The sequence below is a fragment of the Neglectibacter sp. X4 genome (assembly GCF_009917365.1).
Lineage (GTDB): Bacteria > Bacillota > Clostridia > Oscillospirales > Acutalibacteraceae > Acutalibacter.
Window position 1 is genome coordinate 17,772 of record NZ_QWLE01000001.1, and the last position, 18,878, is coordinate 36,649.

The following is an 18,878-nucleotide window of genomic DNA, read 5'->3' on the forward strand; positions in this document are numbered from 1 at the left end:
CAGAGTACCGCCTGCCCCCAGGGCGGGCTTAAGGAAAAATACAGGCTCATTATCCAACACGCGGAAAATATCTTGCCCGTTTTCCAGTGTGTTGACTATAACCTTCACCGGGAGGAAGCTATATGCTGCAATTTGAAGAATGTAAGCGTGAACTGGAGGAACAGCAGGAAGCCCTGGCAAAGCTGGAGGAAGCCTTGGGGCTGCCCAAGCTCCGGGAAGAAGTGGAAATGCTGGAGCACAAGTCCGCGGAGCCTGGGTTCTGGGACAACATGCAGGAGGCCCAGAAAGTTACCCAGCGCATGGCAGGGCTGAAAGCCAAAGACGAGGGGTATCAGAAGCTGGCGGCCCGCCTGGACGACTGCTTGGCCCTTGTGGAAATGGGGGACGAGGCAGAAGATCTGTCCCTGCTGGAGGAAATCCAGGGGGAGATGGAAGCCATCCGGGAGCAGACCGCAGCCATGCGGCTTTCCACCCTGCTCACCGGGGAATATGACAGCAACAACGCCATTTTAACTTTCCACGCCGGATCCGGCGGCACCGAAGCCCAGGACTGGGCAGAGATGCTTTTCCGTATGTATACCCGCTGGTCGGAAAGCAAGGGGTATAAGGTTACCACCCTGGATTACCTGGACGGGGACGAGGCTGGCCTGAAATCTGCCTCCATCCTGGTGGAAGGGGAAAACGCCTATGGGTATCTGAAAAGCGAGGCGGGCGTCCACCGGCTGGTGCGGGTTTCCCCCTTTGACGCCGCGGGCCGCAGGCACACCTCCTTCTCCTCTTTGGAGGTCATGCCGGAAATTGAGGAAGATAACTCTGTGGAGATAAACCCTGACGATATCAAGATGGAAGTGTACCGGGCCTCCGGCGCGGGGGGCCAGAAGGTCAACAAGACCTCTTCCGCTGTGCGGCTTATCCACATCCCCACAGGCATTGTGGTTTCCTGCCAGGTGGAGCGCAGCCAGTACCAGAACCGGGACGTGGCCATGAAGATGCTCATTTCCAAGCTGGTGGAAATCAAGGAGCGGGAAAACCTGGAGAAAATCAGCGACATCAAAGGGGAGCAGAAGGAAATCACCTGGGGCAGCCAGATACGCTCCTATGTGTTCATGCCCTACACCATGGTGAAGGATCACCGCACAGGCTTTGAAACCGGCAACGTAAACGCGGTGATGGACGGCGACCTGGACGGCTTTATCAACGCCTACCTCACCGCCCAGAGCCAGAACGCCCTGCGCGAAGGCGTGGAATAACGGCTTGCGGCAAGGGCAGACCTTGGAGCCTTGAGTCTCGCCTGCCGACTCGGTCGGCGCTTGACGGTTCCCGCCGGGAACCAGCGCCCCCAAACCCCACAACCCCTTTTGGAAAGAAGGGGAAACATTCCCTTTGGGAATGTTTGAACCGAAAACCAAGTTTTGGAGAGGTAAAGCGATGGAATTTGCACTGGAAGCGGTAACGGTAGGCCAGAAGGAAATCCTCCGGAACCTTTTGGAAAAATATAATTATGAATTCTCCCAGTATGACGGCGCAGATATAAACGATTTAGGGCTTTACGGCTACAGCTACCTGGACAACTACTGGACGGAAAAGGGCCGTTGGGCCTTTTTTCTTAAAGCGGACGGGAAGCTGGCGGGCTTTGCCATGGTAAACGACTATCCCGAGGCGGGGGATCCTCTGGACTACTGCATGTCCGAATTTTTTGTGATGTACAAGTATCGCCGCTGCGGCTTGGGCACATGGGCGGCTTACGAGCTTTTCCGCCGCTTTCCCGGCCTGTGGCAGCTCAAGCGCACTCCCCGCAACGAGAGTTCCGTAGTTTTCTGGGACAAGGTGGTAAGCGGCTTCACGGGCGGCAATTTCAAATTGGAAAGCCGGGCGGACATCGCCTATGACGACGGCACCCCGGCAGATCTGTTCACCTTCCGCACAGACAGGTAACAGTGCAAAGGAGCAGCGCGCCTCAAACAGGGAGAGAAAGGGGGGAGGGCCTTGCGGCGCAGGCGGCAGAAAAGGCAGTTTTTAAGAAGCACAAACCACATTTTGGATATCAGCCCGGCAGGGCGGAACATTTTTGTCTCCCGGGACAAGCAGATTCAAAACCACAAGGCCCGGCGCATTAAAATCTGGATGCGGGTGGTGTCGGTGCTGGCTGTCCTGGTTTCCCTGGGGGCGGCGGCGCTTTTTGTGTGGAGCTACCTCATCCCCTATTTCCAGCGGGAGTTCATCCTGCCCCCCAGCGTCACAGAGGAGGATCCCCTCCTCACAGGCAGCATGGCCCCCCTGCCCGTATATGACGATATGGGCCTGCCGGTTTACGACAACGACATGTGCCTGTTTGTTATAAACCGGACAACCCCTGCGGAGGAGGGCTTCGAGCCAGTCCTCTACACAGCGGAGAGCGTGGCGGTAGATGCCCGCATAGCCGACGCACTCCGGCAGATGACAGCCGCCGCCCAGGAGGACGGCCTGGCCCTTACCTTTACAGAGGGATATGTATCCTATGAGGAGCAGGGCAGGCGTTTTGACGAACTGGTGGACGAGCTGATGAATGGGGACGAGGGCCTGACAGCGGTAATGGCAAAGACAGAGGCCGCCAGCATCCAGCCCGCCGCAGGCCAAAGCGATTTTCAAACAGGGCTGTGCGTCCGGGTTTCCGGTTCCCCGGAAACCTTCGGAGACTCCAAAACCTATTCCTGGCTGCGGAACAACATGGGGAAATACGGCTTTGTTTTCCGTTACCCCGAAGGCAAGCTGAACATGACAGGCATGAAGCCGGATCCCACAGTCATCCGGTATGTGGGCAGCGCCAATGCCGCCGCCATGCAGCAGCGATCCATGTGCCTGGAGGAATATGTAGCCTATCTGAACAGCCAGTAACCGCCGCAAAAGGCGGCAGGGTACTTATAAAAACAGACCATAAGGAGGAAAAAGCATGAAAATTGTGCTTGCGGAACCCCTGGGCATCCGGCAGGAGCTGCTGGAAAGCTGCCTGGAGGAAATCCGGGCCATGGGCCATGAGGTAGAAGCCTTTGGCGACAGGCCCCAAAACGCCGAGGCCCTTTGCCCCCGGGTGCGGGAGGCAGACGCCGTCATCATCACAAACCTGCCCTTCCCGGGGGAGGTGCTGCGCCAGTGTGAGCGCCTGCGCTATGTAGATGTGGCCTTTACCGGGGTGGATCACCTGGACGTGGCCTGCTGCAGGGAAAAGGGCATCTCTGTGTCCAACGCCTCCGGCTATTCGGATGTGGCGGTGGCAGAGCTTGCCCTGAGCATGATGCTGGCCCTTTCCCGGAACATCGTCCCTTGCAACGAAGCGGTGCGGCAGGGCGGCACAAAGGACGGGCTTGTGGGCACAGAGCTTTTCAACAAAACCCTGGGCGTTGTGGGCACAGGAAAGATAGGCGCCGCGGTTATCCGGCTGGGGCTGACCTTTGGCATGAAGGTGCTGGCCCACAGCCGCACCAAAAAGCCGGAACTGGAGGCTTTGGGCGTAAGCTTCCTTCCCCTGGAGGAACTGATGGCCCAAAGCGATATTATCAGTCTCCATGTGCCCTTAAATGACGCCACCAGGGGTCTTATCAGCCAGGAGATGCTGGCCCTTATGAGGCCCACAGCCATGCTTATCAATACAGCCCGGGGGCCTGTTGTGGATAACGCCGCCCTGGCAGAGGCCCTGCAGGCCGGACGCATTGCTGGGGCAGGCATAGACGTGTTTGAAACAGAGCCGCCCATCCCGGACAGCCACCCCCTGCTGAATGCTCCCAATACCTTGCTCACCCCCCACGTGGCCTTTGCCACCCGGGAAGCCCTGGAGCGCCGGGCAGAGATTGTGTTCGATAACCTGAAAGCTTGGCTGGGCGGAACGGTGCAAAACCAGATTTGCTAATTATAGTAAACGCACTTGAAAATCGGTACATCCCGATTTTCAAGTTAAGCGGCTGAACCGCCTGGTTCAAAAGAGGTGTTTTATCGCTTTTGGACTGCGTTAACTATAGCGCACAGCAGAAAAGGGCGCGTGAGGCATTTCCGGTAGGTTTATCACATGAAAAAGCGCAGGCCGCAAAACACGGCCTGCGCTTTTGTGCTTCCTGTCTCTTGGCAAAAATCAGTTAAACGGCTTCTTTCCTGCCCCCAGGGCCTGCGCCTGCTTCTTATAAACCTTGTGGTAGGAAATCCCCAGCAGGAGCATGGCTCCCAGCCATCCCAGGGGATTTGCCAGATATACAGCCCAGCGGCCCAAAAGCCCCGGCAGAAGCAGCACAGATAAAAGCCGCAATCCCAGTTCCACAAAGCCGGAAAGGGTGGGGGCAAAGGCGCTGCCCATGCCCTGCAGCCCGGAGCGGTACAGGCACAAAAGGAACATAAGGGGAATCAGCAGGGCCATCACCAGCAGATAGGTGTAGCCCGCCTGGGTAATGGCCTGCACCTCCTGCGGCTCTCCGGAAACCAGCAGCCCGATAAGCTGCCTGCCCAGCACCAGCATCAGCACATCCATAATCCCCGCGCTGATAAGGGACAGCCGGATGCTGCACCGCAGCCCCTCCTGCACCCTGTCCATCCGGCCCGCGCCGTAGTTCTGGGCAGCATAGGTGGAGAAGGCCCCTTCCAGCGCGTTGCCTGTGATGTTCAGCAGGCCAAAATATTTTTCCGCCGCTGCCATCCCCGCCACAAAAAGTTTGCCATAACTGTTGATAGCCGCCTGCACAAACAGCCCGCCAATGGCGATAACCCCGTCCCGCAGGGCAAAAGGCCCACCCAGCCGCATAAGCTCTCGGAGCAGGGCTGGTTTAGCGGCAAAGTCCTGCCGGGAGAGCCGCGCCTGGGGAATCGCCCTTAACTGCACCAGGCAGTAGCCGCAGGAGGCAAGCTGGGCCAGCACGGTGGCTGCCGCCACTCCTGCCACGCCCCAGTGGAATACCCCTGCGAAAAGCAGATCTAATGCTACGTTCAGCACGCAGGAGGCAATGCTGCCTGTAACCGGGGCGCGGCTGTTGCCCAGAGCATGAAGCAGCATGCCGGAAAGCCGGTTTGCCATGGTGATAAGGGTGCCCGCAAAAATCCACTGGACATACACCAGGGCCTGGGGCCGGATGTCCTCCGGGGTTTTCGTAAGGGCCAGCACAGGCTTTGCGCAGAAAAGCCCCAAAAGGGTCAGCAGAACGCCTATCCCCGCGGAAAGGAGCGCCGCCATGGCAATGGCCCCCCGCAAGGTTTCCCATTGTTTTTTTCCGAATAGCTGGGCAAACAGGATGGTAAAGCCCTGAATCAGCCCGGAGATGATGCAAAACAGCAGCATGCTCAAAAAGCCTGCCGCCCCCACTGCCGCGAAAGCGTCCACCCCCAGCAGCCTGCCCACCACCGCGCTGTCGGCTGTGGTGTAGAGCAACTGGCACACGCTGCCCACCATCAAGGGTGCCGCAAAGCCCAGCAGCAGCCCTAAAGGCTTGCCCTGGGTCATATCAGTCGTTTTTTTCATAGATAAAGCCTCTTTCTTCAGTTTGTTTTTTCTTGCCGCATTTCATGAAAAGAGGCCTGCAAAGGTGTGTGTTTAAAGCTCGCCTTCCGCTCTGGAGCGCCCGCTCCAAAGAGGCTTCCGCCTGGCTACCTTCAGGCCCGGAAGGCGTTCACACCGGGTATGGTTTTAAGAATCCGCATAGTTTTCCTCCTGCTCATCTCTTATAGATCTTCCTGCTCCAGCAGGGCCATAATATGGCCCATGTTGCCCATGCCTGCAAAGCGGGTTCTGTCGAACATGTCCTCTTTGGCGTCCTGCCAGATAAGCTGGTTTTCCTCTCCCCGCGCCTGGGCGGGGCCTTTCAGCCTGCCGGCGTACACTTCCAGCCGGCAGGGGGCATGGAGGTAATAGGTGAAATCCATGAAGTGGAACAGGGAAATATCCGCCTCCACCAGCCCGGTTTCCTCCCGCAGCTCCCGGTAAGCGGCGGCAAGCCCTTCCTCTCCCGGCTCTATCTTGCCGCCCACAAAGTTCAAAAGCCCTTTATATGGCTCTTTGCGCCGCCTGCACAGCAGAACCCTTTCCCGGCGTTCATCAAACACCACAACAATGTTATAACCCTGCATGGTATTCCTCCTCACAAAATTTCCCTGGCTTCCCCGGCAAACAGGTCAATTTCCTCCACCTGCGCGCAGGCTTTTCCCTGGAAGGTAAAATGCACAGCCCAGGGCATCAGGCCCCGTATCCGGGAGAAGCCCTCATAGCCAAAGCCGGGTCGCAGGCTGTGTACCAGCACGCTTAAGGCTGTGCCATGAGAACCGATGGCGACCCGCCCACCCTTATGTTCCTCTAGAATTTTCTCCAAAGAGGCTTCCATGCGCGCCTGCACCTGGCCTAAGGAATCCCCGTCTGACAGCTTATAGGAAAAGTCTGCCCACTGCCTGCGGGCAAAGCCTTCAAAGTCTTCAATCCAGCCGCTGTCTATCCGGCGCTCCCGTAAATCTTCCATTGTTATAACGGGCAGGCCGACCGCCCGGGCAAAGGGTGCCACTGTGTCCACCGCCCGTTTAAAAGGGCTGGAAAGCACGGCGCTGATGTTTTTGTCCCGGAGATATCCTGTGACAAGCCCGGTGTCAGCCTGCCCTTTTGGGGACAGTTCCCGGGTGAGGTCGTCATGGTTTTCATAATTCGGCTGGCAGTGGCGGATGAAATACAGCTCCGTCATCCTTCTCCCTCCCATTCCCACAGCCCCAGCATCCCCCTGGCGGGGACGGGCGGCTCTATTGGCTCTATGTTTTCCAGCATCCAGGCAAACCGCCCGGGGGCATACTCTCCGCACAGCCACTCTGTTTTGTGCCGCTCCATCTCCTCCAGGAAAGCCCCGTCCATGGGCACGCAGTCTGCCAGCACGCAGCGGCAGAGGATTTTCCCATATGCCATGGGCGCCCCGGGGATAAGGGCCAGCAGTTCCTGTATGTGGGGATCCCTGTGGTTTATCCTGGCGGCGCTGGCGTGGAGGCACAGCGGCCCCCGGTAGTTTGTCCGCCAGCTCCTTGTCTCAATGCGCTTTTTCCCCAGCAGGATAAGGGAAGCCCAAGGCTCCCGCAGGCTCAGCACTTTCATTTTTCTGCCCCGGCGGCTTTGATGGCGCTTATAAGCGCCTGTACGTTTTCCTCTGTGGTGGCCCAGCTTGTGCAGATGCGCACAGCGGTATGCCCCTCGTCTGTCTTTTCCCAGAAGGAGAAATGGAAATGCTGCTGCAGCTTTTCCAGCACATCGTCCGGGAAGATAAAAAACTGCTGGTTGGTGGGGGAGGGGGCGTATGCGGGAAAGCCAGCTTCTTTGCAGGCATCGGCAATCTCATAGGCAAAGGCATTTGCCTTCTGGCAGATTTCATAGTACAGCCCGCTTTCAAACAGCCCTGAAAACTGCAGGCCCAAAAGCCGTCCCTTTGCCAGCATCCCGCCGTTTTGCTTCACAGCATAGAGGAAATCCTCCTGCAGGGCCGGGTTTACAAGCACAGCCGCCTCCCCGAACAGCGCCCCGCATTTTGTGCCGCCAATGGTAAAGGCGTCGCACAGCCGGGCCATGTCGGGAAGGGCCGCGTCCGCGCCCCGGGCTGTAAGGCCATAACCCATGCGCGCGCCATCGGCAAAGAGGAAAAGCCCCCATTTCCGGCAGACAGTGTGGAGGGCTTCCAGTTCCTCCAGAGAGTACAGCGCGCCGTTTTCCGTAGGCTGGGAGATATACACCATCTTGGGCTGCACCATATGGGCGGGAGGCATGCTGCCTGCAAAGTGCTCGGCGGCAGCTTTCTCCACCTGGGCGGCGGTAAGCTTCCCCTCCACCCCGCAGGGCAGGGCCAGGATTTTGTGGCCCGTGGCCTCCACCGCGCCGGTTTCATGGACATGAATGTGCCCGGTTTCCGGCGCGATAACCCCCTGGTGGGGCCGCAGGGCGGCGCGGATAATGGTAAAGTTTACCTGGGTGCCTCCCACCAGGAAATGCACCTGGGCCTTGGGGCACTGGCAGGCCTGCAAAATCAGGGCCTTGGCCTGCTCGCAGTAAATGTCTGTGCTGTAGCCCGGGGTCTGCTCCAGGTTTGTATCCAGCAGCTTTTCCATAATCCGGGGGTGGGCGCCCTCGGTGTAGTCGCAGTTAAAATAAACCATGTTTTTCCCTCCTGGAAATTTTTTTTCTTAATAGAAGATCGTAAAATAGACTGGCATAAAAATTACAAAAGGTTTACAAAATGGCGTTTTTTGCCCGTGTTTTACCATAATTCACAGTTTGTTCATTACTTTTTCAGGGCATAAGGCTGGATGAAACAGACGCATCCGGCAGCGGCTTTTCAAAAATCCGGCGCTTCAAAATCAGGGGGCGGCAGGTGATCCGGATTGGTATAAGCGTCCAGGGTTTCCTGCAAGACGCCTGTAAATTATACCATAAGGGCAGTAAAAAGTAAATTTAAAAAAAGAAAACGGGTGTATTGACAAACAAAGGCCGCTCATGTATAATAGAGAAGCTGTAAAGAGAAAGACTTTACACAAAGAGGAAGCGGCAGGTGGCTTTGATGGCAAAGGACTTGAAAATTTCATATCTGCTGGATTTTTACGGCGACATGCTCACCCAGAAGCAGCGGGAGGTTATAGACGCCTATTATAATGAGGACTTGTCCCTGGCGGAGATAGCCCAGGAATGGGACATCACCCGGCAGGGGGTGCGGGACGCCATCAAACGGGCGGAGCAGCAGCTTTTCGAGATGGAAGAGCGTTTGGGGCTGGCCCGGCGCTTTCAGGAGATACAGGGGGCGCTGGCGGTTATCTGCGACTGCGCCTTGAACATACAAGAGCAAAACGCCCAAAAGGGGCAGGTGCCGGAAATTGACGAAAACGCCGCGGTTATTCTGGAAAAGGCAGAGGAAATTGCGGGAGAAAGCTGATGAGGAGGGAGCGCCATGGCATTTGAGGGCTTAGCGGAAAAACTTAGCAATTCGTTTAAAAAGCTGCGCAGCAAGGGCAAGCTCAGCGAGGCAGACGTAAAGGAAGCCATGCGGGAGGTGCGGCTGGCGCTGCTGGAAGCGGACGTAAACTATAAGGTTGCCAAAGAATTTACAGGCAAGGTGACAGAACGGGCCATTGGCGCGGAGGTGATGGAAAGCCTGACCCCCGCCCAGATGGTGATAAAGATTGTAAACGAAGAGCTTGCCGGCCTGATGGGGGGCGCGGAGGCAAGGCTGAAAATGCCTGCCCACCCGCCTGCTGTGATTATGATGTGCGGCCTGCAGGGCGCGGGCAAAACCACCCACGCCGCAAAGCTGGCCCATATGCTGAAAACCCAGGGCCACAGGCCCTTGCTGGTGGCGGGGGATATTTACCGCCCGGCAGCCATCAAGCAGCTACAGGTGGTGGCGGAAAAAGCTGGGGCGCCGGTGTATGAAAAAGGCGCCCAAGACCCGGTTGTTACAGCAAAGGAAGCCGTAAAGCACGCAAAGGATTACGGCAATGACTATGTAATTATTGATACAGCGGGCCGCTTGCAGATTGATGAAGAGCTGATGGAGGAGCTGCGCCGCATTAAAGAGGCGGTGGAGCCTACGGACATCCTGCTGGTGGTGGACTCCATGACAGGCCAGGAAGCTGTGAACGTGGCGAAATCCTTTGACGATCTGCTGGACATCTCCGGCGTTATCCTCACAAAGCTGGACGGCGACACCCGGGGCGGCGCGGCCCTGTCTGTAAAAGCTGTGACAGGCAAGCCCATCAAGTTTGCAGGCACAGGGGAAAAGCTGGGGGATCTGGAGGTTTTCCATCCCGACCGCATGGCAGGGCGCATCCTGGGCATGGGGGACGTGCTGTCCCTGATTGAAGACGCCCAGATGAAGCTGGACGAAAAGGCAGCCGCCAAAACGGCAGAGCGGCTGATGCACAATAAGCTGGACTTAAACGATATGCTGGAGCAGTTCGAGCAGGTGCGGAAGATGGGGCCGATTAAAGGCATCCTCTCAAAGCTGCCCGGCATGGGCAGCAAGGTGGACGATTTGGACATTGACGAGCGGGTGATGGATCGCACCGCCGCCATTATCCTCTCTATGACCCCTTATGAGCGCTCCCATCCGGAAAGCCTCAACGCTTCCCGGAAGCGGCGCATTGCCGCAGGCTGCGGGCAGAAGGTGGAGGACGTGAACCGCCTTTTAAACCAGTTTAAGCAGACCCAGAAGCTGATGAAGCAGTTTGGCGGGAAAAAAGGCCGCAGGATGCTGCGGGGCATGGGCGGCGGAATGCCGTTTTAGTTGACCAGGCCGCAAGGCCCTATCATATATTATCATTATTTTGGAGGAAACGAATTATGGCAGTGAAAATCAGACTGAGAAGAATGGGCGCAAAGAAGAACCCCTTTTACCGCATTGTGGTGGCGGACTCCCGCTTCCCCCGCGACGGCCGCTTTATTGAGGAAATCGGCTATTACAACCCCATGGAAGAGCCCAGCGTGGTGAAGGTTGACCCCGAGAAGGCCAAGAAGTGGATTGCAAACGGCGCCCAGCCCACCGATACGGTGAAGGCTCTGTTCAAGAAACACGGCGTTATCTGAGAAAAACGTCCATAAGGGAAAAATACGCATAGAGAAAGGAACGTTCTAAAACAATGCAGGATTTATTAAAAGCCATTGCCTCCGGGCTGGTAGAAAAGCCGGAAGAGATCGTTATTACCAGTGAGGAAGCCGAAAACGGCGCCACCATCTACCACCTCCATGTGGCAGAGGACGACATGGGCCGGGTTATCGGCAAGCAGGGCCGCATTGCTAAGGCAATCCGCGTGGTTATGCGTGCCGCCGCCACCCGCAACGACCAGAAGATTATGGTTGAGATTGACTGACGCGGGCAGCGGGAAAAACAAGCTTGCGGGCCTTTACCGGCCCGCTTTTTGTTTTAGGAGGGAGAAAAAATGGCAGGTGCGTTAATGGGCAGGGGCGCCCGGGCAGACGTATACAGTATAGACGGACGAGCCTGCAAAGTGTTTCATGCAGGCACCGGGATTTCAAGCGTATTCCGGGAAGCGTATATCGGGGCGCTGGCGGCGGAAGCGGGACTGCCCGTCCCGGCGGTATATGGGGTGGCAGACGTGGAAGGCTGCCCGGCCATACAGATGGAGAGCGTGCCGGGGAAAACCCTCCATGAGCTGCTGGAGCAGGAGCCTGCCTGGTGGGAGGAAGCCATGGGAATTCTGGCCCGGCTGCAGGCGGAAATTCACCAGGCTCCGGTGCCCCTGCCGTTTGCCCTGGCAGACTGGCTGCGGGGCCGCATAGAAGGGGGCAATGTGCTGGAGGAAAGCCAGAAAAGCAGGCTTTTCGCCCTGCTTGCAGGGCTTCTCCAGGGAAATGCCCTGTGCCATGGCGACTTCTATGGAGGGAATGTTCTGACAGACGGCGCACGCCATACCGTTATCGACTGGGCAAACGCCACAGCGGGCCACCCGGACGCAGACGCCTGCCGCACCTATATGATATACCTCCTGCACATGCCCCTGCTGGCAGAGGGGTATTTAAAGGCCTATTGCGCCCAAACAGGGCGGCAGGGGGAGGAAATCCTGCGCTGGCTGCCTGTGCTGGCGGGGGCGCGGCTTTCCGAGGGCTTTGAAGAGGAACAGGAAACCCTTATGGGCCTCATAAAGGAATCTCTAAAACCATAACAGAAGCAAGTCCCCGGCCGCCGGACCGGAAGCCTTCCACTTTCGATGCGGTTGGGCTTCTTAAATAGGCCGCCGGAGGCAGGGGCAGCAAGGAGGGCATATGAAGCAGTATTTGGAAGCGGGAAGGATTGTGCGCACCCATGGGGTGCGGGGGGAGGTGTGCCTGGAGCCTTGGGCAGACTCCCCGGAGTTTTTGCAGAAGATTCAGCGCTTCTATTTTGACAGCGCGGGAGAGCGGGACGCGGGGCTGCTGGCTTCCCGGGTTCACAAGGGGAGGCTGCTTATGCGGCTGAAGGGGGTGGACTCTGTGGAGCAGGGAGACGCTTTGCGGGGAAAAATCCTCTACCTGAACCGGGCGGACGTGGGCCTTGCGCCAGGACAGTACTTTTTGCAGGATTTGATTGGCCTGCGGGCTGTTGACGGCATTACCGGGCAGGAATACGGCGTTTTACAGGAAATTCTGCCGACCGGGGCCAATGACGTATATCGCATTGTGTCAAAGGAAGGGAAAGAGTATTTGTTCCCGGCTGTGCCACATATGATACAAGAGACAGACCTGGAGGGCGGGGTGATCCGGCTGCTGCCCATTCCCGGCATTTTTGACGGCGGGGAGGAGGAAGCCTGATGCGCATGGATATCCTCACCCTGTTTCCAGAGCTGTTTCCCCCGGTGCTGGGGGAAAGCATTGTGGGCAGGGCCAGGAAAAAGGGCCTTTTGCAGATTTGCTGCCACCAGCTCCGGGATTTTTCCCCGGATCCCAGAGGCAGGGTGGACGATACCGTATTCGGCGGGGGGAAGGGGATGCTGCTGCTGGCAGAGCCTTTTGCCCGGGGCATTGACGCCATAAAAGAACATACGGGAAGCCTGCCGCATATCCTGTATATGTCTCCCCGGGGTCCTGTGCTGTGCCAGGAAAAGGCCCGGGAACTGGCGGGGCGACCTCATCTTGTTATTCTCTGCGGGCATTATGAGGGGGTAGATCAGCGGCTGCTGGACGAGTATGGGGCAGAGGAGGTTTCCATTGGGGATTATGTGCTTACCGGGGGGGAGCTGCCTGCCATGATTCTGGCGGACGCTGTGAGCCGGATGCTGCCGGGAGTGCTGTCGGAGGAGGCCTGCTTTACGGAGGAGAGCCACTTTTCCGGGCTGTTGGAATATCCCCAGTATACTCGCCCGGAGGTTTGGCGGGGCCGCGCTGTGCCTTCTGTGCTGCTCAGCGGCCATCACGGGAACATCCGGGCCTGGCGGCAGGAGCAGGCTTTGGCTGTCACCGCCCAAAACAGGCCGGATCTGCTGGAAAAGTATGGAAAGGGCTGAAGGGGGAAAGCGCAAAACCCTCAAAAAGTTTTCAACATAACGGGCAAGCTGCACAAAGGAAGGCTAGAAAAAAATTCATAGACTGTTCATGGAAACAAAATTGGCTGGAATCTGTTGACGTTCGCCGCAAATATGATATAATTAACTCAATTTCCAAAAGCTTTCCGCCTTTTAGACGGATTTTTTTCCAGAGCCTATTTTATGCTGTTAAATTACTAGGAGGGTGAATGTACATGTGCGCTAAGGAAGTTTTGGTTCAGAATCAGGTGGGCCTTCATGCACGTCCTGCAACATTCTTTATCCAGAAGGCTAATGAGTTCAAGGCCTCTATCTGGGTGGAGAAGGAAGAAAGACGGGTTAATGCCAAGAGCCTGCTGGGCGTATTGTCCCTGGGCATCGTAGGCGGCGTCACCATCCGTATTATTGCCGATGGCTCCGACGAGCAGGACGCAGTAGACGCTTTGGTTAAGCTGGTAGAGTCTGGCTTTGCCGAGTAATTTTTCCCCGGCAGGGGCACTGCATGGATAGGCACCGCGTTACAGCGGTGCTTTCTTTTTAGCATTGCGGCGCTGCACTCAAGACGCGCAAGCGTGACGCTTGACCCAAGACGCGGGGGACAGGGATGGAAGCTTCCGCCGCATAAAGGGTTTATGCGGCTTTCGTGCGCCGTCGCGTACATGGCGTGCTCCCGGGACGGGAAATATTTGAGGACTGTGTTTGCTTTTTAAACTTAATATGGCATGACGTTTTTACGGAGGTGTTTGCATATGACGCACTTAGGCACAAAAGTGATAAAGACCCCGCGGCTTACCCTGCGGCCCTTCCGCATGGAGGACAAGGAGGCCATGTTCCGCAATTGGGAAAGCGACCCAAAGGTGACGGAATTCCTGCGCTGGCCCACAGCCAAGTCCATAGCGGACGCCCAGCGGGTGCTGGAGGGGTGGACGGCTTCTTACAAAGACCCTTCCTTCTACCAGTGGGCCATTGTGCTGGAGGAACTGGGAGAGCCTATTGGCAGCATCAGCGTGGTGGAGCAGGATGAAGCCACAGATAAGGTACACATCGGCTACTGTATTGGCAGCCGCTGGTGGCACAAGGGCATTACCAGCGAGGCTTTTTCCGCCATTATCTCCTTTTTGTTTGAGGAAGTGGGGGCAAACCGCATTGAAAGCCAGCACGATCCCAATAACCCCAACTCCGGCAAGGTGATGGAAAAGTGCGGACTCACTTACGAAGGCACCCTGCGCCAGGCCGACCACAGCAACAAGGGCATTGTAGACGCCTGCATGTACAGCATCCTGGCGTCAGAGTATTATTTCTGAAAGAAATAATAGGAAAGGATAGCCATATATTCCCCCGCCCGCAGGGCCGGGGAATATACCCAATTTCCTGCTATTGTGTGCAGAAGTAATATAAAAGTTTTTGAGGATTCCAAAGGGGCTTTTTTCAAAAAGCCCCTTTGGGCGGGGCATGGGGCGGCAGCCCCATATATACGGCAACCGCATAGGGGAGGGCGCAATGGACAGCATAGAGGAACGGGCGGAAAAAAAGAAGGAACTGCGAAAAAAGGCTATGCAGCTTCCCTTGTCCCCAGGGGTGTACATTATGCACGACAAAACTGGGGAGATTATCTACATTGGCAAGGCCAAGGCCCTGAAAAACCGGGTGAGCCAGTATTTCGGCTCCGACCGCAACCATGAGGAAAAGGTGCGCCGGATGGTGCAGAATGTGGACTGGTTTGAGTATATTGTCACGGACAGCGAGTTTGAAGCCCTGGTGCTGGAAAGCAGCCTCATTAAACAGAACCAGCCCAAATATAACATCCTGCTGAAGGATGACAAGGGGTACAGCTATATCCGGGTTAGCGGCGGAAGCTGGCCCCGGATTACCGAGGTGAAAAAAATGGAGGACGATGGAGCCAAGTATATCGGGCCATATTTAAGCTCCTGGTCTATTAAGCAAACCGTTGACTCCGCCCGGAAGATTTTCCGCTTGCCAGACTGCAATAAAAAATTCCCTCAGGACTTTGGCAAGGGCAGGCCCTGCCTTAACTACTACATCAAGCAATGCTGCGCCCCCTGCCGGGGCCGCATGGGTGAGGAAGAATATAACGAGGCCTTCCAGCAGGCCCTGGACTTTATCAAGGGGGGCAGCAGCACCTCTGTGCGCGCCCTTACCGCCAAAATGGAGGAAGCCGCCGGGAACATGGAGTTTGAGCTGGCGGCCCGGCTGCGGGACAGGATAAGCGCCATCAACAAGATGAAGGAGCGCCAGAAAGTGGTGGCAAGCCGGGTGGAGGAGCAGGACGTGTTTGCCCTGGCCCAGGGTGAAACCCACACCGCCTTTGAGGTGTTCCGCTTTACAGGGGGGAAGCTCAGCGACCGGGAAAGCTTCCTCACCGAAGGCTGCCAGCCTGACCCGGAGGCCCGGTCGGAGTTTCTGCGGCAGTATTACGGCATACGGGATCGGATTCCTCCTGTGATTGCCCTGGATGGGGAGATAGAGGACAGGGAGCTTTTGGAGCGGTGGCTTTCGGAAAAGCGGGGGCGGGCGGTACACATTACGGCGCCCCAGCGGGGAGAGCAGCACCAGCTTGTGCAGATGTGCCGCACCAACGCCGCTGAAAGCATTGCCCAGCACACAGGCACCGCAGGGCGGGACGCTTCCGCCTTAGACGAGCTGCGCCGCCTGCTGGGGCTGGAAAAGGCCCCGGCCTATATCGAGTCCTACGACATCTCCAACCTCCAGGGCGGGGAGAATGTGGCGGGCATGGTGGTGTTTGAAAACGGCAGGCCCTTGAAGTCTGCCTACAGGAAGTTTAAAATCAAGACTGTGGAGGGCCAGGACGACTATGGATCCATGCGGGAGGTTATCCGCCGCAGGTTTGAGGAATATAAGGCCCATCAGCAGGAGGGGGACGGCACAGGCTTTGGCCGCCTGCCGGATTTAATCCTCTTAGACGGCGGCAAGGGCCATGTGGCGGCAGTGCAGCCCCTTTTAGACGAAATGGGGATAGCGGTGCCCCTTTTCGGCATGGTAAAGGATGACAAGCACCGCACCCGGGCTATCGCCCTGACAGGGGGGGAGATTGCCATCAGTTCCACCCGCCGGGCCTTCACCCTGGTGTCCTCCATCCAGGACGAGGTACACCGCTTTGCCATCGGATACCATCGGCAGCAGCGGAAAAAGGCCGCCATTTCCTCCACCCTTACGTCTATTGAGGGCATCGGCCAGACCCGGGCCAAGGCCCTTTTGAAGCACTTCAAAACCGTTGCCAATGTGGCGGGGGCAGACCTGCGGGAGCTGGAAACAGCCCCGGGCATGACAAAGCCCGCTGCCCGACGGGTTTTTGAATTTTTCCATGGGAGCCTGGAGGCGGAAGGGGAAACAGGGGCGCAAAGCCCTGAAAATTGAAGAAAAACAGGGAATAAACCGCGATAAAATGGTTTAAACAGTTGACATATGGAGAAAATAATGGGATAATACAGTGAATACACTGGAAGAACAGGGTTTCAGGCAGGATGGCCATATCCCTTGATTTATTACGTGGAGACAAGCGTATGCGCATTATTTCAGGCACTATGCGGGGCAAAAAGCTTTTGTCATTGGAAGGGGACGCAGTGCGCCCTACCTCTGACCGGGTGAAGGAAGCCCTGTTTGATATACTGCAGTTCCGCATTGAGGGGCGCAGGTTTTTAGACCTGTTTGCCGGTTCCGGGCAGATTGGCCTGGAGGCCCTCAGCCGGGGGGCGGGAGAGGCTGTGCTGGTGGACGCCTCCCGGGCCTCCCAGCAGGTGATAGAAAAAAACCTGCGGGCTTTGGGGCTTGAGGGCCGGGCGCGGCTGGCGCCCATGGATTTCAGGGCTTTCCTGCACAGCGGCCCAGGCAGCTTTGACATCGCCTTTTTAGACCCGCCCTACCGCACAGGCCTTTTGCAGGAGGCTTTGCCCGCGGTAGCCAGGCACATGAACCCTGGCGGCATCATTGTGTGCGAGCATCCCCGGGAGGAACAGATGCCGGAGGCGGCAGAGGGCTTTGCCCTGTACAGGCAGTATCGGTATGGGAAGATTATGCTGACAAGCTATTGCAGGCCTGTGGAAGAATAGTGCCCCCGAAAAGGAGACAAGCTATGATACGGACAGCAATCTGCCCCGGCAGTTTTGACCCGGTGACCATGGGCCATCTGGACATTATCAGCAGGGCGTGCAAGATATTTGACAGGATTATTGTGGCGGTGCCGGTGAACCCCCAGAAGCATTTCAGCTTCTCTGTGGAGGAGCGCATGGAGCTTTTGCAGCGGGTGTGCGACGGCGCGGGCCTTGCAAATGTGGAAATAGACCGGGTGACAGGGCTGCTGGCGGATTACGCCATGGAGAAGGGCGCCATGGTGGTGGTGAAGGGCCTGCGTGCCGTGTCAGACTTTGAATATGAATTCCAGCAGGCGCTGGCAAACAAAAAGCTGAACCCGCGCTTAGAAACCATGTTCCTGCCTACAAGCTCTGACAACATGTTTTTAAGCTCCAGCGTTGTCAAACAGATTGCGGGCTTCGGAGGGGATATCTCCCATTTTGTGCCCGACTGCATTTTGCATACCATCCAGGAACGCCTTTGTAAACAGGGTTAGCGGCAGCCTGCGGGCTTCCCGTCAGGAATCAGCAAAGAAAGGGACGAGAGTTTTCCATGGCAAATAACCAAGCGACTATTGAAGATCTCATCGACGAAATGTATGACATGCTGGAAAAGGGCTGGAAAATGCCTATGTCCGGCGGCAAGCTGTTTGTAGACGGCGAGGAGGTCCGGCAGATTCTGGACGAAATTAAGGAAGAAATCCCCGCAGAGGTGCATAAGGCCAGGGCCATTGTGGCAGACCGGGCGCAGATTCTCAACGAGGCGCAGCGGGAGGCGGAAACCATTATCCGCGTGGCAGAGGAAAAGGCCAGGGCGCTGGTAGATCAGCAGGAGATTGTGCGCCAGGCCCAGCAGAAGGCCAACGAGCTTATCGCCCAGGCCCAGGCAAAATTCAAGGAAATGCGCAAGGCCAGCAATGATTATGTAGACGATTTAATGCGCCGCACAGACGAAGCTTTGGCGGAAGGACTGTCTGAACTGCGGAAAACCAGGCAGAATATCAAGGCTTCCCAGCGAAATTCACAAATGTGACCCGGAAGATTCCAGCAAATTCAATAAATCCCATGATTTTTAGAATTCCCCTCGCTAGATATAGCGAGGGGAATTTCCGTTCCCCCACTATCTGCCCGAACATACCATCGTTCCTTTTCTCAGAAGGGGTCGAACGGATTTTCCGAATTGCATTCAGTGAGCTTCTAGGGTATAATAATGAAGCTGGGTGGTGAAAAGTGGGGAGAAGTTCCACGCTGTGGCATAAAAGTGGGGCAGGGTGGCTTCTGGTGCAGGCGCTTTTCTCCGGGGCAAAAATCGGAAGGGCGCAGGAATTATGTTGACTGGTGAATATCAGCATAATATGGACCAGAAGGGCAGGGTGACAGTGCCTTCCAAGTTCCGGGAGGACTTGGGGGACAAGTTTTATGTCTGCCGGGGCCTGGACGGCTGCCTGTTCCTTTTGTCACAGTCCCAATGGGACAGCCTGGTGGAGAAGGTCGCGGCCATCCCCCTGGCCCAGGGCAAGGGCATCCAGCGCTATTTCTTCTCCGGCGCCGCCGAGGTGGAGCCGGACAAGCAGGGGCGCATCCTCATTCCCCAGAACCTGCGGGATCACGCGGGGCTTACCCGGGACGTAACCGTTATCGGCGCGGCAGTGCGGGCGGAAATCTGGGACGCGGCCCGGTGGGCCGCCTACAATGAAAGCCAGACCGACGAGGCCATTGAGGCCTCCATGAATCTGTTGGATTTCTAGAGCGTGTACACACAAAGCAATCACACGCATCTTTTCGGGTTATTTT

At 56.8% G+C, this 18,878-nt stretch carries 23 protein-coding genes; 18 read left to right on the forward strand and 5 right to left on the reverse strand.

The window, feature by feature from the left end; translation table 11 throughout:
• Nucleotides 1–122 precede the first annotated feature (122 nt).
• The 4 genes from prfB to D1841_RS00110 all read left to right on the forward strand — a co-directional run bounded on the left by prfB (nt 123) and on the right by D1841_RS00110 (nt 3,883).
• Entirely contained in the window at nt 123–1,250 is a 1,128-nt protein-coding gene (prfB, locus tag D1841_RS00095; RefSeq protein WP_160641107.1) for a peptide chain release factor 2, read from the forward strand.
• A 178-nt stretch (nt 1,251–1,428) separates the two neighbouring features.
• Entirely contained in the window at nt 1,429–1,935 is a 507-nt protein-coding gene (locus D1841_RS00100; protein ID WP_160641108.1) for a GNAT family N-acetyltransferase, read from the forward strand.
• A gap of 51 nt (nt 1,936–1,986) precedes the next feature.
• Complete coding sequence (locus D1841_RS00105; protein ID WP_160641109.1) at nt 1,987–2,874, forward strand: M15 family metallopeptidase; 888 nt, start codon at nt 1,987–1,989, stop codon at nt 2,872–2,874.
• 55 nt (nt 2,875–2,929) lie between these two features.
• The gene (locus tag D1841_RS00110) at nt 2,930–3,883 is read left to right on the forward strand and encodes a 2-hydroxyacid dehydrogenase (protein ID WP_160641110.1); all 954 of its coding nucleotides are present in this window, start codon (nt 2,930–2,932) and stop codon (nt 3,881–3,883) included.
• 219 nt (nt 3,884–4,102) lie between these two features.
• Here D1841_RS00110 and D1841_RS00115 read toward each other — a convergent pair whose 3' ends face one another.
• From D1841_RS00115 to D1841_RS00135, 5 genes are all read right to left on the reverse strand, one after another.
• Complete coding sequence (locus D1841_RS00115; RefSeq protein WP_160641111.1) at nt 4,103–5,473, reverse strand: MATE family efflux transporter; 1,371 nt, start codon at nt 5,471–5,473, stop codon at nt 4,103–4,105.
• A 200-nt stretch (nt 5,474–5,673) separates the two neighbouring features.
• A complete protein-coding gene (locus tag D1841_RS00120; protein WP_160641112.1) occupies nt 5,674–6,078 on the reverse strand; it encodes an NUDIX hydrolase in 405 nt (134 codons plus the stop codon).
• 11 nt (nt 6,079–6,089) lie between these two features.
• Entirely contained in the window at nt 6,090–6,677 is a 588-nt protein-coding gene (locus tag D1841_RS00125; protein ID WP_160641113.1) for a histidine phosphatase family protein, read from the reverse strand.
• Nucleotides 6,674–7,075 (reverse strand): ASCH domain-containing protein, encoded by a 402-nt coding sequence (locus D1841_RS00130; protein WP_160641114.1) that lies wholly within the window; start codon nt 7,073–7,075, stop codon nt 6,674–6,676. Before D1841_RS00130 ends, D1841_RS00125 begins: the two co-directional genes overlap by 4 nt.
• Nucleotides 7,072–8,124 carry a low specificity L-threonine aldolase gene (locus tag D1841_RS00135; RefSeq protein WP_160641115.1) on the reverse strand — a complete coding sequence of 351 codons (1,053 nt, stop codon included), beginning with the start codon at nt 8,122–8,124 and terminating at the stop codon, nt 7,072–7,074. The genes D1841_RS00130 and D1841_RS00135 overlap by 4 nt, the downstream gene beginning before the upstream one ends.
• 401 nt (nt 8,125–8,525) lie before the next feature.
• On the opposite strand from D1841_RS00135, the gene ylxM reads away from it, so the two are divergent.
• The 14 genes from ylxM (at nt 8,526) to mraZ (ending at nt 18,832) form a co-directional block, all read left to right on the forward strand.
• Nucleotides 8,526–8,894 carry a YlxM family DNA-binding protein gene (gene ylxM, locus D1841_RS00140; RefSeq protein WP_160641127.1) on the forward strand — a complete coding sequence of 123 codons (369 nt, stop codon included), beginning with the start codon at nt 8,526–8,528 and terminating at the stop codon, nt 8,892–8,894.
• A 15-nt stretch (nt 8,895–8,909) separates the two neighbouring features.
• On the forward strand, nt 8,910–10,244 hold the full coding sequence (gene ffh, locus D1841_RS00145; protein WP_160641116.1) for a signal recognition particle protein: 1,335 nt from the start codon (nt 8,910–8,912) through the stop codon (nt 10,242–10,244).
• Nucleotides 10,245–10,300: 56 nt separating this feature from the next.
• A complete protein-coding gene (gene rpsP / locus D1841_RS00150; RefSeq protein WP_160641117.1) occupies nt 10,301–10,543 on the forward strand; it encodes a 30S ribosomal protein S16 in 243 nt (80 codons plus the stop codon).
• 53 nt (nt 10,544–10,596) lie between these two features.
• Nucleotides 10,597–10,827 (forward strand): KH domain-containing protein, encoded by a 231-nt coding sequence (locus tag D1841_RS00155; protein ID WP_160577725.1) that lies wholly within the window; start codon nt 10,597–10,599, stop codon nt 10,825–10,827.
• A 69-nt stretch (nt 10,828–10,896) separates the two neighbouring features.
• Nucleotides 10,897–11,640 carry a phosphotransferase family protein gene (locus D1841_RS00160; RefSeq protein ID WP_160641118.1) on the forward strand — a complete coding sequence of 248 codons (744 nt, stop codon included), beginning with the start codon at nt 10,897–10,899 and terminating at the stop codon, nt 11,638–11,640.
• 100 nt (nt 11,641–11,740) lie between these two features.
• On the forward strand, nt 11,741–12,265 hold the full coding sequence (gene rimM, locus D1841_RS00165) for a ribosome maturation factor RimM (RefSeq protein WP_160641119.1): 525 nt from the start codon (nt 11,741–11,743) through the stop codon (nt 12,263–12,265).
• Nucleotides 12,265–12,957 carry a tRNA (guanosine(37)-N1)-methyltransferase TrmD gene (trmD, locus tag D1841_RS00170; protein WP_160641120.1) on the forward strand — a complete coding sequence of 231 codons (693 nt, stop codon included), beginning with the start codon at nt 12,265–12,267 and terminating at the stop codon, nt 12,955–12,957. The genes rimM and trmD overlap by 1 nt, the downstream gene beginning before the upstream one ends.
• A gap of 233 nt (nt 12,958–13,190) precedes the next feature.
• The gene (locus D1841_RS00175; RefSeq protein WP_160577729.1) at nt 13,191–13,454 is read left to right on the forward strand and encodes an HPr family phosphocarrier protein; all 264 of its coding nucleotides are present in this window, start codon (nt 13,191–13,193) and stop codon (nt 13,452–13,454) included.
• Between the two features lie 270 nt (nt 13,455–13,724).
• A complete protein-coding gene (locus D1841_RS00180) occupies nt 13,725–14,279 on the forward strand; it encodes a GNAT family N-acetyltransferase (protein WP_160641121.1) in 555 nt (184 codons plus the stop codon).
• A gap of 196 nt (nt 14,280–14,475) precedes the next feature.
• Nucleotides 14,476–16,371, forward strand: a complete 1,896-nt coding sequence (gene uvrC / locus D1841_RS00185) for an excinuclease ABC subunit UvrC (RefSeq protein ID WP_160641122.1) — start codon at nt 14,476–14,478, stop codon at nt 16,369–16,371.
• 107 nt (nt 16,372–16,478) lie between these two features.
• Complete coding sequence (gene rsmD, locus D1841_RS00190; RefSeq protein WP_256376617.1) at nt 16,479–17,063, forward strand: 16S rRNA (guanine(966)-N(2))-methyltransferase RsmD; 585 nt, start codon at nt 16,479–16,481, stop codon at nt 17,061–17,063.
• Nucleotides 17,064–17,086: 23 nt separating this feature from the next.
• Nucleotides 17,087–17,581, forward strand: coding sequence for a pantetheine-phosphate adenylyltransferase (coaD, locus tag D1841_RS00195; RefSeq protein ID WP_201751150.1), 495 nt, complete (start codon nt 17,087–17,089; stop codon nt 17,579–17,581).
• 56 nt (nt 17,582–17,637) lie between these two features.
• Nucleotides 17,638–18,117, forward strand: a complete 480-nt coding sequence (locus D1841_RS00200; protein ID WP_160641124.1) for an ATP synthase F0 subunit B — start codon at nt 17,638–17,640, stop codon at nt 18,115–18,117.
• A gap of 295 nt (nt 18,118–18,412) precedes the next feature.
• Nucleotides 18,413–18,832, forward strand: coding sequence for a division/cell wall cluster transcriptional repressor MraZ (gene mraZ, locus D1841_RS00205; RefSeq protein ID WP_160641125.1), 420 nt, complete (start codon nt 18,413–18,415; stop codon nt 18,830–18,832).
• Nucleotides 18,833–18,878: the final 46 nt, after the last annotated feature.

Bases quoted from the DNA above. Each gene is read 5' to 3' on its own strand.
- D1841_RS00135 (WP_160641115.1), bottom strand. From the start codon at position 8,124: ATGGTTTATTTTAACTGCGACTACACCGAGGGCGCCCACCCCCGGATT.
- prfB (WP_160641107.1), top strand. From the start codon at position 123: ATGCTGCAATTTGAAGAATGTAAGCGTGAACTGGAGGAACAGCAGGAA.
- rpsP (WP_160641117.1), top strand. From the start codon at position 10,301: ATGGCAGTGAAAATCAGACTGAGAAGAATGGGCGCAAAGAAGAACCCC.
- D1841_RS00155 (WP_160577725.1), top strand. From the start codon at position 10,597: ATGCAGGATTTATTAAAAGCCATTGCCTCCGGGCTGGTAGAAAAGCCG.
- coaD (WP_201751150.1), top strand. From the start codon at position 17,087: ATGATACGGACAGCAATCTGCCCCGGCAGTTTTGACCCGGTGACCATG.
- rsmD (WP_256376617.1), top strand. From the start codon at position 16,479: ATGGCCATATCCCTTGATTTATTACGTGGAGACAAGCGTATGCGCATT.
- D1841_RS00160 (WP_160641118.1), top strand. From the start codon at position 10,897: ATGGCAGGTGCGTTAATGGGCAGGGGCGCCCGGGCAGACGTATACAGT.
- D1841_RS00120 (WP_160641112.1), bottom strand. From the start codon at position 6,078: ATGCAGGGTTATAACATTGTTGTGGTGTTTGATGAACGCCGGGAAAGG.
- D1841_RS00175 (WP_160577729.1), top strand. From the start codon at position 13,191: ATGTGCGCTAAGGAAGTTTTGGTTCAGAATCAGGTGGGCCTTCATGCA.
- mraZ (WP_160641125.1), top strand. From the start codon at position 18,413: ATGTTGACTGGTGAATATCAGCATAATATGGACCAGAAGGGCAGGGTG.
- ylxM (WP_160641127.1), top strand. From the start codon at position 8,526: ATGGCAAAGGACTTGAAAATTTCATATCTGCTGGATTTTTACGGCGAC.
- D1841_RS00115 (WP_160641111.1), bottom strand. From the start codon at position 5,473: ATGAAAAAAACGACTGATATGACCCAGGGCAAGCCTTTAGGGCTGCTG.
- D1841_RS00125 (WP_160641113.1), bottom strand. From the start codon at position 6,677: ATGACGGAGCTGTATTTCATCCGCCACTGCCAGCCGAATTATGAAAAC.
- rimM (WP_160641119.1), top strand. From the start codon at position 11,741: ATGAAGCAGTATTTGGAAGCGGGAAGGATTGTGCGCACCCATGGGGTG.
- D1841_RS00130 (WP_160641114.1), bottom strand. From the start codon at position 7,075: ATGAAAGTGCTGAGCCTGCGGGAGCCTTGGGCTTCCCTTATCCTGCTG.
- uvrC (WP_160641122.1), top strand. From the start codon at position 14,476: ATGGACAGCATAGAGGAACGGGCGGAAAAAAAGAAGGAACTGCGAAAA.
- D1841_RS00180 (WP_160641121.1), top strand. From the start codon at position 13,725: ATGACGCACTTAGGCACAAAAGTGATAAAGACCCCGCGGCTTACCCTG.
- trmD (WP_160641120.1), top strand. From the start codon at position 12,265: ATGCGCATGGATATCCTCACCCTGTTTCCAGAGCTGTTTCCCCCGGTG.
- D1841_RS00200 (WP_160641124.1), top strand. From the start codon at position 17,638: ATGGCAAATAACCAAGCGACTATTGAAGATCTCATCGACGAAATGTAT.
- ffh (WP_160641116.1), top strand. From the start codon at position 8,910: ATGGCATTTGAGGGCTTAGCGGAAAAACTTAGCAATTCGTTTAAAAAG.
- D1841_RS00100 (WP_160641108.1), top strand. From the start codon at position 1,429: ATGGAATTTGCACTGGAAGCGGTAACGGTAGGCCAGAAGGAAATCCTC.
- D1841_RS00110 (WP_160641110.1), top strand. From the start codon at position 2,930: ATGAAAATTGTGCTTGCGGAACCCCTGGGCATCCGGCAGGAGCTGCTG.